Annotated in this window: 9 protein-coding genes; all 9 read left to right on the forward strand. The window is 59.6% G+C overall.

All coding sequences use genetic code 11. From position 1 onward, the window contains the following. The first annotated feature begins 698 nt into the window (after positions 1–698). The 9 genes from ACZYHG_RS31600 to ACZYHG_RS31640 all read left to right on the forward strand — a co-directional run bounded on the left by ACZYHG_RS31600 (position 699) and on the right by ACZYHG_RS31640 (position 16,607). Entirely contained in the window at positions 699–2,660 is a 1,962-nt protein-coding gene (locus ACZYHG_RS31600; RefSeq protein ID WP_464611936.1) for a hypothetical protein, read from the forward strand. Between the two features lie 137 nt (positions 2,661–2,797). Next, positions 2,798–4,825, forward strand: coding sequence for a type I secretion protein (locus ACZYHG_RS31605; RefSeq protein ID WP_464611937.1), 2,028 nt, complete (start codon positions 2,798–2,800; stop codon positions 4,823–4,825). Between the two features lie 756 nt (positions 4,826–5,581). Next, positions 5,582–7,747, forward strand: a complete 2,166-nt coding sequence (locus ACZYHG_RS31610) for a type I secretion system permease/ATPase (RefSeq protein ID WP_464614837.1) — start codon at positions 5,582–5,584, stop codon at positions 7,745–7,747. A 15-nt stretch (positions 7,748–7,762) separates the two neighbouring features. Next, complete coding sequence (locus tag ACZYHG_RS31615; RefSeq protein ID WP_464611938.1) at positions 7,763–9,103, forward strand: HlyD family type I secretion periplasmic adaptor subunit; 1,341 nt, start codon at positions 7,763–7,765, stop codon at positions 9,101–9,103. Positions 9,104–9,141: 38 nt separating this feature from the next. Next, the gene (locus ACZYHG_RS31620; RefSeq protein WP_464611939.1) at positions 9,142–10,773 is read left to right on the forward strand and encodes a GNAT family N-acetyltransferase; all 1,632 of its coding nucleotides are present in this window, start codon (positions 9,142–9,144) and stop codon (positions 10,771–10,773) included. Positions 10,774–11,336: 563 nt separating this feature from the next. Next, positions 11,337–11,672 carry a helix-turn-helix domain-containing protein gene (locus tag ACZYHG_RS31625; RefSeq protein ID WP_010185539.1) on the forward strand — a complete coding sequence of 112 codons (336 nt, stop codon included), beginning with the start codon at positions 11,337–11,339 and terminating at the stop codon, positions 11,670–11,672. After that, positions 11,665–12,912, forward strand: a complete 1,248-nt coding sequence (locus ACZYHG_RS31630; RefSeq protein WP_464611940.1) for a type II toxin-antitoxin system HipA family toxin — start codon at positions 11,665–11,667, stop codon at positions 12,910–12,912. Before ACZYHG_RS31625 ends, ACZYHG_RS31630 begins: the two co-directional genes overlap by 8 nt. 156 nt (positions 12,913–13,068) lie before the next feature. Next, positions 13,069–14,076: a HamA C-terminal domain-containing protein gene (locus tag ACZYHG_RS31635; RefSeq protein ID WP_464611941.1), complete on the forward strand. Its 1,008-nt coding sequence runs from the start codon at positions 13,069–13,071 to the stop codon at positions 14,074–14,076. Further along, on the forward strand, positions 14,073–16,607 hold the full coding sequence (locus tag ACZYHG_RS31640) for a DEAD/DEAH box helicase (protein ID WP_464611942.1): 2,535 nt from the start codon (positions 14,073–14,075) through the stop codon (positions 16,605–16,607). The genes ACZYHG_RS31635 and ACZYHG_RS31640 overlap by 4 nt, the downstream gene beginning before the upstream one ends. Positions 16,608–16,640: the final 33 nt, after the last annotated feature.

Genomic DNA, 16,640 nt, shown 5'->3' on the forward strand with positions numbered 1-16,640 from the left:
ATAGTACACGACTAAACGACTTTTCTATTTCGACATTCGAGCCCTCGCCCCTCCTTCGAACGGAGGGGTTCTCCAACTCGTGAAACCAAAGCACGGCGCGTCCAAGCAGATTTACGCGAAGCGCCTAATTGTTCCTTTCCACGTCTTTCGTCGATCACACGGGGGGCTTTTTGAGCGACGTCGATCTAATCTTAAGGACTTATACACCAAATTAGCACGGGCTGATATAGTTCTGAGGAGCTATGGCAAAGCCGACCATGTTCCGTCGCGACCACCGGTGTCCCGGCGATGTCGTCTTGACTTCAGTCAAGGCAAAATCCAGCCGTTTTGACCACGCAGGAACGCGTCTCTCGCATTCCTGCCAAACGGGCTAGCCCGAACTGTCAGCTTACAATCCACCGCCGTTGGTCACAGACTTCTCAGGTTCCAAGATGGGATTGGGGAACATCCAGACTTCACCGTTCTGACGACCGGACCAATGCTGGTCCGGCGCTCGCTCGGTAATGCCTGACTGGGCCGCCTCTCCCCACGTCAACGGGAGGTATTCAAGCAAATTGATGATGACTTCCGGATTTCGGACCTCAGTCCCCTCGGTCCGACAATCCATTCACCGCATTAAACGCAACGTCCGCGTAGAGCCCAAAACCGCGTAAGAGAAGAATGCGGTTCGGCAGTCGCGGCAAACTGAGGACACAACCATGTCTCTCGACCTCGACAAGAACAACATCAACGCATTCGGTTTGCAGATCGTCGACAGCGAATTCGGCAACGGCGGTGGCGACAACTCGAACGAAAACAAGAACCAGAACACGGCCGACGCCAAGAACGAGAACCAAAACGACAACAAGGCCTCTAACGAAAACGACAACAAGACCGACAACGACAACTCGAACGACAACAAGTCCTCGAACGAGAACGAAAACAAGAATCAGGCCTCGAACGAGAACAAGAACGAAAACTCGAACGAGACCAAGAACGAAAACTCGAACGAGAACAAGAACGTCAACGACACCAAGGTCGACGTCAATGTCGATGTCGGCGTCAAGCTTGAAGGTCAGCTCGGTAATTCCGATGACGACTTCGCCGACATTGGCAAGAATAGCACCGGCGATTGGAAGGACAACACGATCATAAGCAACAAGGACGGCAACGTCACTTATGATCCTGGCGACGACATCACCTTCAAGGACATCCTGAACAATTCGATGACGGGTTCGGGCAACAACAGCGCGTCCATCATCAACCAAGTCAACAAGCTGGACGACAACGACAAGATCGACAGCGCGACTGTCAGCAACAACGCTCCGCTCAACCTGAACTTCAACGCCACGGCTGGCGACGCCAAGTCAGCTGACGGCATCTCGGCCGGCGGCGGCGGCGGCAGCGGCGGTGACGATGCCAAGGCCAACGGCGCCGAGGGCGGCAATGGCGGCGATGCCAAGTCCGGCGACGTCGAAGCTGGCGACGGCAAGGGTGGCTTTGCGCTCAGCGCAGCCATCGGTGGTGACACCAAGAGCGACAACAAGGCTGATGCCGGCGACTCCAAGGCCAGCGGCGGAGAGAGCGGCAACGCCAAGGGCGGCGACGGCGAAAGCGGCAATGCCAAGGGCGCCGAAGGCGACAGCGGCAATGCCAAGGGCGGCGACGGCGATGGCGGCAACGCCAACGGCGGCGATGGCCTCGGCCTCGGTCTGGGCCTCGGTCTCGGGCTCGGTGTCGGTGCAGCTGAAGCCGGCGACGCCAAGGCCCAGGACGGCGGTGACGCCAAGTCCGAAGGCGGCGACAACAAGGCTGACGGTGGCGATGCCAAGGCCGATGGCGGCAATGGCGGCGATGGCGGCAACGGCGGCGACGTGACCGGTGGCAATGGTAGCCATGCAGGCGACGGCATCGATGCCAAGATTCCGGTCCTGAGCTATGGCGACGGCGGCAACTCCAAGGGTGACGGCGGCGATGCCACCGGCGGTGGCGGCGGTGGCGGCGGCGGTGGCGGCGGCGGCGGTGCCGACGCTGATGGCGGCAACGCCAAGGCCGATGGCGGCAATGCCCATTCGAACGGTGGCGATTCCGAGGCAGACGGCGGCAACGCTCTCGGCGCTGGCTATGGCTCAGGCTATGGCGCGGGCTCGGGTTCGGGCACCGGTGGTGACGGCGGAATCGGCGGTGCCGGAGCCGGTGGTGCCGGAACGAGCGGTGACGGAACCGGCGGTAGCGGAACGAGCGGTGACGGAACCGGCGGCGGCGCGATCAGCGGCGGCGCTACCGGCGGCGCAAGCCTCGGCGGCTCGGCATTGGCACTTGGCGGCGACGGCGGTCATGCGCTGAGCGGCGCCTGGGCCGATGGCACAGGCGGCGATGCGCAGGGTGGCTTCACCCTGGGTGGTGCTGCTGGTGACGGCGGCGCAGGCGGCACGGCCTACACTGGTGACGGCGGCGCCGGTGGCGACGGCGGGACCTGGGGCTCGAGCAACGGCCACGACGGCTACGTGACCGGCGACAGCCACGCCTCGGCGGACGCCACGATCTCCCCGAGCATGTTCAACCAGCAGCTCGTGATGGGCGCCAACCTGCAAGAAAACCTGGTCTCTCAGACCGTGGTGGGTGGCGACTACCATCACACCGTTGCCGGTGAAGGCTCTTCTGATCATACCGGTGCATGACAGATCGGCTGATCTCGAAGCAGATCAGCGACAAAATGGACTGCGCGGATATTTCCGCGCAGTCCGGCCAATCCGGGAGACATGCCGCCGGACCGAGCGCGAAATGATCTCAAGATACGGAGGCTACCGTGTACTCCATGCAGCTGGACAAGATCACCGAAGTAATCTCGCATTTCATCGGAATGTTCGAGGTCTCGGTTGAGGAGGCACGGCAGTTAAAGACCTACGACGACTTCAAGATCGACGAGGCCGCGAAGCAAGACAATACCGACCTTCCCAGCGCCAAGATCACTATCAAGGCTCCGTACACGCTGGACGATTTCGATCCGCATGTTCCTTATATGGGGATCAAGCCGGATCTGGTGCCGTACACCGTCAGTTCGAACTTTTGGTACAGGCCTCCCGAAATCCATATGCACGGGCATCTGAGCCCGGCCCACCATCATTTTCACCTTCCGCATCTGCCGGGTATCGGCGGCGGCATGATCCTGCCGATTGTCGAGCCACCAGGCTCGGTCGCCGTTTACATCAATCAGGAGAACCGCCTGTCAGACAACGACTATGTGAGCGCGGGAGGTCATGGTCTCACGTTCACTCCGACGGTCGACGACAGCAGCCAACTGGCTTTGCTGATGAACCACGCGGCGCAAGTGTCTCCGCTCGACGATCTGGCGATGCCCGGCTCCGACGCCGACATGGCAGCAACCGTCGTGACTGCGGGTGAGCGGATCGAGGCCTATTCCGACAGCTCAAATGGCGACGCGAACGTTTTCATACTGCGTGCGGACGCCGCATCGGGGCCTATCGAAGGAACCTACGTCAACGGGCAACTTGTCAGCGATGATGCTGCGCCAAAACTGGAAGACCATCTCAACTACCTGAAGAACCAAAACAGCGACAGCTCGAACGACGGCAGCGCCAAGGATGATTACACCGTGGCGCCTGACTCTTCCAACTTCATGTCGGGCTGGGGCAACGGTACGTTGGCTCCGTCCGTCGAATTGGACGCCGGCGGCAATACAATGCTCAATTCCGCGGTTTTGACCAACGACTGGACCGGAGCGCCGGTCATCGCCGTTGTCGGCAACGTCTATGAAGTAAATGCCATCGTCCAGATCAACGAGATCTGCGACAGCGCGGCGGTCAGCTCGAGCCTGAACGGCTGGAAGCTGGGCACGGCGCCTGACGAGGCATTCAACATCGCCGCGTTCAAGCATATCGATCCGTCGGCCGCCAACGAAGCGCCGACACACGCCGATGGATTCCCGGCGGCGTGGGTCGTCACGCAGGTCACCGGTGACCTCGTCATCATGAACTGGCTCCAGCAGTACAGCTTCATGACCGACAACGACACCACGGTCCTGTCTTCCTCCGGCGTCAATACTATGGTCAGCACCGGCGGGAATACGGCGGTAAACGACATTTCACTCAATGAACTGAGCTACAACTACGACTTGATCATCATCGGTGGTCACATCTACGACGCGAACATCATCCATCAGCTGAACATCATGGTCAACAATGACCAGATCGGCGCGGTGGATGGCTTCGAGACATCCGGTGAAGGCTCGTACTCGACCGCCGGGAACCTGCTTTGGAACGGCGCCGCCATCATTAACGTTGGCGGAAAACAATTCGACTCTCTGCCGGACTCCTATCTGACGGCAGCCCGGGATCTTGCCGCCGGCAAGGGCGCCAGCCCTGGCGACATCCTGAACGACCCCGCCTTCGCCGGTTTCGGTGCCCTGCGGGTCCTCTACATCTCCGGCGACCTGCTTAATATTCAATACGTCTCCCAGACCAATATACTTGGCGACAGCGACCAGGTCGCCCTGGCAATGAACCAGTTCGTTGCCCATCCCGAGGCGCATTGGACGACCACGACCGGCGGCAACCAGGTGGCCAATTTCGCTGGCATCGTCGATGTCGACGGGACCGGCAAGACCTATGTCGGCGGCGAGCACTATTCGGATGAGATACTGATCCAGGCAAACCTTGTTTCGAGCGAACCGGACCTTGGTGGACACAATCCCAACGCACTGACCAGCGAAGCGGTCGCATTCCTAGCCGACGACACTTCACACGACGCTGCGCAGCCAGACCATCAAATCGCGCCGACGCCGGACCACGTCCAGGCTGACGGCATGCAAACAATACTGGGTTGATCGGAAATCCGGGGGGATATCATGACCGACGATCGCGACCTGTCCTGGGAAACATTTGCCGAGGACCTCGAAGCCGCCCTGCAGGATGACGAGGGCGCCTCGCGGAAGCCGAGTTCGGCGATGCCTCGTAAGACACTTTCAAGCGCCCTGCGGCAACATGAGCGGGCTATCGATCGCACCATGAAGGCGATCGACACCGTTGTCGGCCAGTTGCACGACGTCGCGGCACAGCCCGCCCCCAAGGATGGTCAGGATGGAGTTGAAACCCAGGCCCGCCTGCAGGCAGCGGGGGCTGCCCACAAAGCCGCATTCACCGCGGAGCAGGCCAGACCGGCTGCGGCGGCGTCCCAGCCCAGGGTGATGCTGGCAACACAAACGGCCGCGCCCACCGGGCCTGTGTCCGCGGAGAGGGGCAGTCAGACCAGGCAAGCCGAAATACGGTCGACCTCGGTTGCAGCCCCGCAGACATCGATGGCGAAGAAGTCTCAGCCCGAACCTGCCAGGCCAGTCTCCGCCATACCGGAGACGCGGCCCGAGGAAAAAGTGACTCCCGACGGGCATACGATGAAGCATTCCGCCGAGCTGTCGATCTCGTCGAACATCGTGCGTCTGCATGCAGCCCCCGCAGCGGCGTCACCAACTCCGAAGGTGGCGCCCGCCACCGACAAGGCAGACCCGCTCCCCACCAGGCCGGAGCCGGCCCGGCCGTCAGGCCAGAGCGCCACGGAGAGCCGCCCCTCGGCGGTTCCCTCCCCCATGCCGGTTGTGACAAAACCCGAGACCGCGCCAACGCGTCCCGCGCAAGAACCAAGGGCAGCGTCGACGCAAGAGAAGCAAGGTGCCGCGGCCGCACCGGCGGCGGCAAAGCCAGAGACCGCGCAGCAACAGCGGCTTGGGGAACCCGAGGCCAAGACGGCTTCGCCAGCGGAAAAGCCAAGCGCTCCAGTATCGCCAAAGCCGGAACCAACGCAGCAACGGCCTGCCGAACCACAGGCCAAGGTGACACCCGAAACGCCTGACAAACCATCAATTTCCGAGATGAAGGACGTCCCTAAGGCGCCGGGCGTGATCACAATAGACGGCGACACCGGTCCGATAAAGGCGAAGGAACCGAGCCAGGGCGGGTCGCCGCCCGGCGGTGGCGATGACAGCGGTCGGCGTGGCGGAGGCGGTGGCGGCGGCGGCATCTTTCACAAGCGCCTCGGCCCGGTCGATTTCGGCGCTGCTCTCAAGGCCGGAATGGGAGCGGTCAAGAAAAACCTGCTGATCGTGATGATGTTCACCGTGGCGTGCAACGTGCTCGTCCTGGCGATTCCGATCTATCTGTTCCAGATTTCGGATCGCGTTCTCACCAGCCGCTCCGGCGACACCTTGATCATGCTGACGGTGGTGATCGTCGGCGCCGTAGTCCTGCAGTCGATGTTCGATGCGCTTCGCCGCTTCATCCTGATGCGCACCGCTGTGGAAGTCGCGGCCCAGCTGGGCGCGCCGATCCTCAGTGCGGCGGCCAGGGCTTCGCTGAACAGCAACGGCAAGGAATACCAAGTCCTGGGCGACCTGCAGCAGTTGAGAACCTTCCTGACATCCGGCACCTTGCTATCGTTCCTCGACGCGCCGATGGCCCCCATCATGATGCTGGCGGTGTTTCTCATTCACCCACATCAGGGGTTCATCGTCGCCACCTCGGCGCTGCTGCTGCTGCTCATCACCCTTATCAACCAACGCGCGACGGCCGCAGCCTTCAGCGAGGCGAATGCGCACCAGACCAAGGCCAACATCCATCTTGATTCGATGTCGCGCAACTCCCAGATCATCAACGCACTCGCCATGATCCCCGAGGCGGTGAAGATCTGGGGCAAGGATACCGCGAACTCGCTTCGCGCACAGGTCATCGCGCAGGATCGCAACATCGTCTTTGCGTCGGTGTCGAAGGCGGTGCGGCTTCTGACCCAGGTCACAATGCTTGGCTGGGGCGCGCATCTGTCGATCGATGGTCAATTGACCGGCGGCATGGTCATCGCCGCATCGATTATCGCCGGCCGGGCGCTGGGACCCATAGAAGGCGCCATCGAGGGCTGGAACCACGTCGTGCATGCCCGCGCTGCCTATGGCCGCATTGCATCGCTGCTGCAGACGTCGCCGCTCAATTTCGAACGGTTGAACTTGCCGCGTCCCGAGGGGCGCCTCGATGTCGAGCGCCTTCTCTTCGTGCCGCAGGGAACCAAGCGCGTCGTGCTGAACGGCATTTCGTTCGCGCTCTCGCCGGGTGACTCGTTGGCGATCATCGGCAATTCCGGCGCCGGCAAGACGACCTTGGGCAAGATGCTGGTCGGCTCGATCCTACCGACATCAGGCAATGTCCGGCTGGACCTTATGGACCTGCGCAACTGGGATCCGCGTCAGTTCGGCGAGAACATCGGCTACCTGCCGCAGGACGTTCAGTTATTCCCCGCCTCGATCAAGGCCAATATCGCCCGCATGCGCGACGATGCAACGGACGCCGAGATCTATCAGGCCGCCTCACTTGCCGACGTCCACGAGATGATCTCCACTTTGCCACACGGCTACGAGACGTTCGTGGCTGCTGATGGAGCCCCACTGTCCGGCGGTCAGAAACAGCGCGTCGCCCTTGCACGCGCCTTTTTCGGCAATCCGCGCCTTGTCGTACTCGATGAGCCGAACTCCAACCTCGACATGGCCGGTGACGCCGCACTGGAGCGTGCGCTCCAGCACGCCAAGGAAAACAAGATCACAGTGATCACCATCACACAGCGGCCGTCCCTGCTGAAGAGCGTCGACAAGATACTTCTGCTGGCCAACGGCACCGTCGCCCTGTTCGGCATGCGGCAGGATGTCCTGCAGGCGTTGGCGAACCGCGGGCTCAGCATTGAAGGCGGTTCGTTCGGTCATCAGATCCAATAGCGGGGGACATTGAAGATGAGTACCGACATCGCGAAAGTTCATGACATAGAGTGGTACTCTGAAGTGCCACGCTCGATCTCGAAACAGACGATGTTTGGCCTGCTGCTCATGCTCGTGACATTCGGCGGCTTCGGCAGCTGGGCATTCACGGCGCCGCTGGCATCGGCCATCATTGCTCAAGGCAGTTTCGTCGCCACCGGGCAAAACAAGATCATCCAACATTTCGAAGGCGGCATCATCAAGGAAATCCTGGTCAGCGAAGGCGATCATGTCAGCCAGGATCAGCCGCTCATCAAGCTCGATGAAACCGCCGCCCAAACCAATGCACGGCAATTATTTTTAAAGATGGCGAGGCTCGAGGCTATCGCAGCGCGGCTCAATGCCGAGGTGCGGGGAAGCGGCAAGATCCAGTTTCCTCCAATCATCCTCGATAATCGCTACGACCCGGAAGTCTCGCCCATCATGGGAAGCCAGCAGCTCAATTTCGATGCAGCCGAGAGCAAACGCGAGAGCGATATCGCGCTTTTTGACCAGAACATAAAAGCCATGGAATTCCGCAACGAAGGAATTGAGGAGCAAATCTCATCGGTTCGGCGACAATTGCAGCTCCTCAAGGAAGAGTATCAGGGCAAGAAAATGCTTCTTGACCAGGGCTTTATCCGGGCGCCCGAGGTGAAGGCTATTCAGCGGGCGATGGCCGACGCCGAGGGCCAGGTCGGGAAGATGGCGGCGGAAGTCTCCGAGAATCGCGAACAGATCGTCAGGTTCGAGCAGCAGATCACACAGACGAGAGACACCTATCGGCAGTCGGCGCTCCAGGACTTGCAAAGCCTGGAAGCGGAGTTGGACACAGTGAAGGAGCAATCGCGCGAGGCGGACAACGTGCTTCGTCGCGTGACGATCAATGCACCCGTGCCCGGGACCATCATTCGCATGTACTACCATACCGCCGGCGGCGTCATTGAGAGCGGCAAGGCCATCCTCGAGATCCTGCCTTCGGATGTACCTTTGGTCATCGAAGCGCAGATTCCACGCACCGATATCGACAACGTCAAGGTCGGGCAAAAGGCTTCGATACGGCTAATTGCGCTCAATCGGCGCACCACGCCGGTGCTGGAGGGCGAGATCTACTATGTCTCAGCCGATGCCTTGCCTGAAATGCAGGGTCCGGTTCCGAAGGAAGTCTATCTGGCGCGCGTGCGCGTGCCGGCGAGCGAATTGGCGAAGGTGCACGGTTTTTCGCCAACCCCAGGCATGCCGGCCGAAATAATGGTGCAAGAGCGTCCACGGACATTCTTCAGCTACCTGACGAAGCCGATCGCCGACAGCATGTCCAGGGCATTCATGGAACAGTGAGCTCCAACAAGGAACCAACGGAGTAATCGGGGGAAACCATGCAGATCGACGTCATCACGACACGGGAGGAACTGAACGCTCTCAGGCAGAACTGGGATGATCTTTATCAAAAGGATCCAGAAGCCCAGTTCTTCCTCTCCTGGACGTTCCTGTCGTCCTATGTCCGCCGCTATGAAGACGCCTGGGCCATCCTGGCGGTACGGTCGGGTGCGCCAGGCTCTCCCTACGTTGCCCTGTTGCCGCTGCGGCTGCGCACCAGGCTGAACAAGAAGACCGGCCTCTGCCACAACGAGATCAACATGGCAGGCAACTACTCGGCCGACTATGCAGGTATCATTTGCGCGCCGGGCTATGCCGATCGCGCGATCCCGGCGCTCGCCAGGCATCTGATGAAGATGAACTGGGCCATCCTGCATCTCGAAAATCTGCGCATGTCGGAGAAGCGGCGGCGCTTGCTGCTCGACAACCTTGCCGACAAGCGGCTGATCGCCCAGAAGCTGCCGCGCTTCAACAAAATCGACAATGTCGACAATTGCATCTGCCCGGCCGCCGAACTGCCGGGAGATTGGGACAGCTATCTTGAGCAGAAGACCAGCTCGAACACCCGCCAGAAGATTCGGCGCTTCCTACGCAAGCTCGACGGTTCCGATGAATTTCGTATCACTCATGCCGACGCCGGTACGATCGAACGCGACATCGGCATCATCCTCGAAATGTGGCGCGTCAAATGGGCACCACGCAAAGGCAATTTGCTGCCGGGACTGATCAGGTCCAACCAGATGCTGTTCAGGGATGCCTTCGAGAGCGGAACGCTGTTTCTGCCGATCCTCTGGCAAGGCGACAAGCCACTCGGAGGCCTGGCGTTCCTGGTCGACCCGGTCAAGAAGGCAATGCTCTTCCATCTCGCCGGGCGCGATGAGACCGCAAACGATATCCCGTCGGGACTTGTGCTTCATGGCTATTGCATTCGCCGGGCGATCGAGCAGGGCTTCCGCAGCTATGACTTCCTGCGCGGCAACGAGCCTTACAAATACTCGTTCGGCGTCAAGGAAACCACGATCCATTGCGTTCTGGTCAAGACCAGGACAGGACGCAATCTCGGCGATCGACTCGACGCCAGGTCCGTGGGCGCCGTCTTCGAGCAGGCAACCGCCTTCCACGAGGCAGGCAACCTGGTCAATGCCGAAAACACCTATCGCCAGATCCTCGATACCGATCCTCGCCATGCGCGTACCCTGTACGGATTGGGGCAATTGCTCGTCGCCAAAGGCGATCACTGGTCGGCAGTCGACAGCTTCGGCTCGCTGGTGGAGATCGCACCAAAATCGATCAAGGCTTGGTCGAGACTTGCCATCGAGTACCAAGCGTTAGGTCGCCATGCCGAGGCTGCCAACGCCTTTCGCAAAGTGCTTGAGCTCAATCCGGACCTTCCTGGCGCGCAGTATGGCCTTGGCCGCAGCCTGGCGCAGCTCCGAGAACTGGAGGAAGCAGCGAAGCTGTTGAGCGCGGTGCAGGATCGGTCGGACCCAGCACTGCGCGCCAAGGCACGCATTCAACTGAACAAGCTGAAGCAAGACATGAACCCTAGCTACATTCGCATGATTCCACCGGAGCGAACTTCACCGACCTTTGCGCAGGCCAGCATAGCGAGTTCTCTCAACCCCCGATAACCGGCCGATTTGCACGCCATGGTACGCCACAGCCCTCTGAGGGCGCTGCGGCGCTTTACATCTCTAGCGCGCCGCTTTCAGATCGATCGTGTCTTTGAAAGGAGCTTGAAAATCATCAATTGGCAGCAGGCAATGGCAGTAGCGGTTGCGCACATTCGCGCCGAAAACACACTATTGCCCCTCACTCCCACTCGATTATCAACTGACATATTAAGCATCTGAATTCATTACGAAAAATATTTTATCGATTTCCGTATACCGTCATATAGACCGTCAAAAGTACCGGCCTTTGAAATCATTGGCTTTTTCTGGCAGATCGCGGAAATTGTGGTTCCGCCATCTATCGGCAGGCGCGGCGGCGACATCACCCCGAAACTCACCTCAGCCCGCACCGCCGCCTCTACGCCAGACTACGCCGGCCACCATTCAGTTTCCCGGAATTATACCGTCACCGGCCCGGTCCGCCATCCCCTCCCTCAATGGGATAAGCATCGCGCGATGGGCTAGAAAAATTGTAATCTTCGTGCTACATATCTGGCCAATCTGCAGTGCGAAGGTTTCAAATGCCTACACCACATAACCCTCCCGCCGCTGTGCGGCGCGTCCTGCGCAAGCTCGGTGCAGACATCCACGATGCCCGTCGGCGTCGCCGGCTGCCAATGGCTGTCGTCGCAGAGCGCGCCTTCACGTCCCGCTCGACCCTGCAAAAGGTCGAGGCTGGGGATACCAATGTCAGCATCGGCATTTATGCGGGTGTCCTTCAGGCGCTCGGCCTGCTCGACGGTCTGGGCCAGATCGCCGACATCGGCAACGACCCGGTTGGACAAGCGCTGGCCAGCGCGGAACTGCCCAAGCACGTCCATCTCAAGCGAACAGTCGGATCATCTCGCGATGGCTGACTTCGAGGCACATATCGACCTGGATGGACGCACGCGCCCTATCGGACTGGCGAGGAGCAATCGCGTTCGAGGCACGGAGACTATCCTTTTCGAATATGATGGCGCGTGGCTCGCCGATCCAGACCGGTTCTCGCTTGAACCTGCCCTTGCCCTAACCCGCGGCGCCTTCGCCCCTCCTGCCGGACTGGTGACTTTCGGCTCCATCGGAGACTCAGCTCCCGACACATGGGGGCGCCGTCTTATGCAACGGGCCGAGCGCCGCCTTGCCGAACGCGAAGGCCGCGCCGTTCGCACCCTTGCGGAAAGCGACTACCTGCTCGGCGTCGCCGACGAGACCCGCCTAGGCGCCCTCAGATTCCGCTGGGCAGGCGAAGAGACGTTCCAGGCGCCTATCCGCGCCGGCGTCCCCGCCCTGATCGAACTCGGGCGGCTGCTCCAGATCACTGAACGGATCCTCCGGGACGAGGAAACGGACGAGGACCTTCAACTAATCTTCGCCCCCGGCTCTTCCCTCGGCGGTGCCCGGCCGAAAGCATCGGTCATCGACCAGCACGGACATCTCTCCATCGCCAAGTTTCCGAAGGAAACAGACGACTACAGCATGGAGACATGGGAGGAGATCGCGCTGCGGCTGGCCGAGCAGTCCGGTATTACCACGCCACACCATGAGCTGATCGAGGTCGCCGGCAAGGCGGTGATGTTGTCGCGACGCTTCGATCGCTCCGGCTCGACCCGCATTCCTTTCCTGTCAGCGATGGCGATGATGGGCGCCAAGGACGGTGAGCGCGGCAGCTACCCAGAGATCGTCGACGCTCTTACGCAATATGGCGCGCAGGGGAAGACCGACGCTCATGCCCTCTATCGGCGGGTCGTCTTCAACGTGCTGATTTCCAATGTCGATGACCACCTGCGCAACCATGGCTTCCTTTGGCTCGGCAAGGCGGGATGGTCTCTCTCTCCCGCCTACGACCTCAACCCTGTGCCCACCGACCTCAAAGCGCGTGTGCTGACGACGAACATCGACCTGGACGAGGGCACCTGCTCGCTCGACCTGCTTGAGGCGGCTTCGGAGTTCTTTGGCCTCACACTGCAGCAGGCCCGCGTAATCATCAAAGAGGTCGCGACCGTGACCGCGACGTGGCGTGAAACCGCCAAGGCCGCCGGCGCCCGCTCTGCAGAAATTACACGGATGGCCAGCGCCTTCGAGCACGATGATCTCAAGCGGGCGCTGGCGCTATGAAGGCAGCAACAAGATCGCCGACACACTTCGCGAGCTGGCCGAAAGCGATCGATACAGCTTTAGAAAAATTGGGTTCCGCGATTTTAAGCTGGATCGCAGAGGACGAATATCTACTTACATTAGCAATTCTCAGCTCTAATCCTGGGAGGGATAAATTTGACCGGGAGTGAGTTGAATCAGCCGAATGTAGGCCAGGCCGAAAGCTCTGACTTGGACGTAGTCCTGGCAGCGCTTCACCGCGATTATTCGAAGCTAGGCCCGAGGATAAGGGAGCTACAGCACGAGGTTACGTGCGAGTGTGCCGGTGCCACCCTTCGTCTGCATTTCCCCGCCTTTCGACAAGGCAAAACCACCATCCATGAATTGGTGGAGTTGGCATGGCTTCACCTGACGCCTTTTGCGCTGACTCGAAAGGAAATCGATGCAGTAAAGGCGCTTCAGTCGACCCTGCCGTTCGACGATTTTCTGATCAAAACCACACAGCTAAACGATACGGCAGCCAAGCTTTTCATTAAGGCGCACAAAGCGACGAACCGAAATGGCGAAGCTGGCGAACTGCTGCTCTATCTGCTGACCGAGTGGATATTAGGCGCACCGCAGTTCATCGCCAAGATGACCTTAAAAACTAATTCGCAGATGCCTGTACACGGCGCGGATGGGGTCCACGTTCGCTACTGCCCGGAGACCGCGCGGCTCTTCCTCTATTGGGGCGAGTCGAAAATGTACGGTGATGTCGGTGCGGCTATCAGCGCTGCCGCGACATCGATTGCAAAATCATTAGAGCCCGACGAGCTGGGCCACGAACTCCAGCTTGTTCAGCGAAATATAGATTTTACAGGACTAGGAGCTGACGGAAAAGCGGCGCTACTGCGCTACCTGGACCCCCATGAGGAAGAATACAACGAACGTAAGGATGTCATCACATGCCTAATCGGCTTCGATTTTGATGGCTTCCAGAAGGCCAGCGCTGCTGGTGATCAAGCCGCTGAAGATACATTTCGAGCCCTGGCGAAAGAGAAGCTTGCAGCAGTTGCCCCGAAGGTCGCAGCCGCATTCCAGACGGCCGGGCTGGATTCCCAGGACGTGGAGTTGTTCTTTTTTCCGCTCCCTGCCGTCCAGGAATTTCGCGATTTATTTCAGGCTCGGATTGGCTGGCTGCCATGATGCAGGAACTGGCTGACAAGGTTTGGGGAAACCCCGGCTTCCACGATGCGGCGCATCGCATTGAGATTGCGTGGCTAACCAAAGAAATCGGCGGCATTGTCGATGGCCACGCCGACATCGCGGACGCCACGCGATTGATGCGTTCGGCGGCCATCTTGGCTTGCTCCGAGACGGCAGATCATCGACGCTCGGCGTTCAGAGTGGCGACTTGTGCGTACGACTTGTTCGGAACTGGCCAAGTACCTTTGGACCAAGCCCTACGTGTTGTGCTCACGCGTCTCGGCAACTTTCCTTCTATCGGCACCCGCGCGGACGTGGCCTCCGCGCGGGCAAGTCTACCGCTCATGCTTGCGGCAGAGGAAATAGCGTCGGCTGATGCTCATGAGGTTACGATCAACGGCCAAACAGTGCTGTTGACAGATTTCCAGCAGAATTTGTGGCTGAACCTCATCCAAAGTCGACGCATCGCGTTGGCGGCACCTACATCCGCGGGAAAATCATTTGTCTTGCAGGGATATCTGTCGGCGCTCTTCGACAACGAGCAGCCAAAGTCGGTCGTCTATCTCGTCCCAACCCGCGCCCTGATCGCCCAGGTGGCCGAAGATCTGAAAATCCAGTTTCAGGGAATGCACGAAGATGTCCCCGACATCGTGACGGTCCCGATCGATGCTGAAACGCCCCTCGCCGAGCGTGCCATCTACGTAATGACTCAAGAGAGGGTACAACTCGCGCTGGGAGCTCACCCCGACTTCAGCGCCAGCGTCATCATCGTCGACGAAGCGCATTCGATCGCGGACGGATCACGCGGCGTACTACTGCAATGGGTCATCGACGATCTACTAATCCGTAACCCAGCATCGCAAATCCTCTTCGCCAGCCCAGCGATCCGTAATCTGGATGTCTTTGGACGGCTATTTGGCCTGGACGATGTGGTCGAGTTCTCGTCCGTAGAGCCGACCGTTGCCCAAAATTTTTTAGTCACGACCGTCGAGTCCGCCACCAAAGGGAAGCTGGTGATCCACACCGCTGGCGACGGATCAAGAACGCTGCGGCAAGTCGCAACGCTGCAGCTGGGGCGCACGGTGGCGAGCCGAACAGAGAAGCTCGTCCATATCCCAGCGGTGCTTGGACAGGGGCATTCAAATATCATCTACGCGAATGGTGCGGCTGAAGCGGAAAGCGTCGCACTCCAACTCGCGGAGTTGATGTCCGATCGCGAGCCAACCGAAGCACGCCTCGCTCTATCCGACTTGGCGAAGGAAGCGGTGCACGCCAACTACGCACTGGTCGAGTGCGTCAAACACGGGGTAGCATTTCACTACTCCAATATCCCGACCCAGCTCCGACGTGCAATCGAAGCCGCCGTATCGTCTGGTGAGATCGATTATCTCGTCTGCACGAGCACGTTGCTTCAAGGCGTCAACCTACCTGCCAAGAATATCTTTATGTTCGCTCCGGAAAAAGGTCGGACCAGAGCACTGGAGTCGACAGACTTCTGGAACCTTGCTGGTCGCGCCGGCAGGCTCAAGCGGGAGTTTCAAGGCAACATCTTCCTCATCGACTATGACAAATGGAAGAAGAAGCCGCTCGACGGCCCAAAAGATTCGGTCGTCACTCCGGCGATTGAGAGCAGCCTCAACGAACATCATGACCAGTTGATGACTGTGATTGCCGGCGCCCCGACAACAGGCCGCAGCGATGAGACTGATCTCGAGACAATTTTCGTTCGCCTCTATACCGATTTCAAAGGTGGCGATTTAAATCAGACATTCGAACGGGCCGGCCTCGCGGTGGGCGATACCCAGTCCGGTCTGTTAGAAGCCGCACTTGCGTCGGCCAGCGAAAAACTCACCCTGCCAGCGGCGGTTCTCCGCCGAACTCCGAACATCTCTGCCCACAAACAGCAGCGCCTTTATGAACGGCTGAGCGCGAAAATAGCGCTAGGTGCCGATGCGGCGCGAACCCTCATTCCTTCGCACCCCCGGGAAAGCGAAGCGTTTCAGTCCTACGCAGATGTTTTGGAGCTGTGCCACGAGATTATCCTCGGTATCGACACGTCGAAAAACCTGCATCGGTTCCATGCCCTGATTGCGCGACGCTGGATGCTTGGCCTCCCACTTCCCCAGATCATCGACGAGCAAATTTCGCGCAATGCCTCCAAACCTGTTCGAACGACGATCAGAAGCACGTTGGATTTAATCGAAGGGGATATCCGTTTCCAAGCTGTCCGCCTGTTTGGTTGCTACAGCGCGCTTCTTGTTTACGCGCTCGACAGCGCGGGCTTGGTGGACATGGTATCCAGCATTCCGTCTTTGCCACTCTACCTGGAGATCGGCGCATCCGACAAAACGATGATCAGCTTTATCTCTTTAGGATTATCGCGGGTTACCGCGATGAAGCTGAACGAAATGTCAGCGCGGAAAGACCTTGATACCGCTGGAGCGCTGCAGTGGTTGCGGACTCGTCCGCTCGAGGCGCTGGGACTTTCGCCCCTCTTGCTTGCTGAGGTCCGGGCGATTGCGATTACCTAGAGGTACACATTCGAAGTTCCGATTTGAGGACGG

This window comes from Mesorhizobium subarcticum, assembly GCF_055456085.1.

Bases quoted from the DNA above. Each gene is read 5' to 3' on its own strand.
- ACZYHG_RS31605 (WP_464611937.1), top strand. From the start codon at position 2,798: ATGCAGCTGGACAAGATCACCGAAGTAATCTCGCATTTCATCGGAATG.
- ACZYHG_RS31630 (WP_464611940.1), top strand. From the start codon at position 11,665: ATGGCTGACTTCGAGGCACATATCGACCTGGATGGACGCACGCGCCCT.
- ACZYHG_RS31610 (WP_464614837.1), top strand. From the start codon at position 5,582: ATGCCGGTTGTGACAAAACCCGAGACCGCGCCAACGCGTCCCGCGCAA.
- ACZYHG_RS31640 (WP_464611942.1), top strand. From the start codon at position 14,073: ATGATGCAGGAACTGGCTGACAAGGTTTGGGGAAACCCCGGCTTCCAC.
- ACZYHG_RS31615 (WP_464611938.1), top strand. From the start codon at position 7,763: ATGAGTACCGACATCGCGAAAGTTCATGACATAGAGTGGTACTCTGAA.
- ACZYHG_RS31625 (WP_010185539.1), top strand. From the start codon at position 11,337: ATGCCTACACCACATAACCCTCCCGCCGCTGTGCGGCGCGTCCTGCGC.
- ACZYHG_RS31600 (WP_464611936.1), top strand. From the start codon at position 699: ATGTCTCTCGACCTCGACAAGAACAACATCAACGCATTCGGTTTGCAG.
- ACZYHG_RS31620 (WP_464611939.1), top strand. From the start codon at position 9,142: ATGCAGATCGACGTCATCACGACACGGGAGGAACTGAACGCTCTCAGG.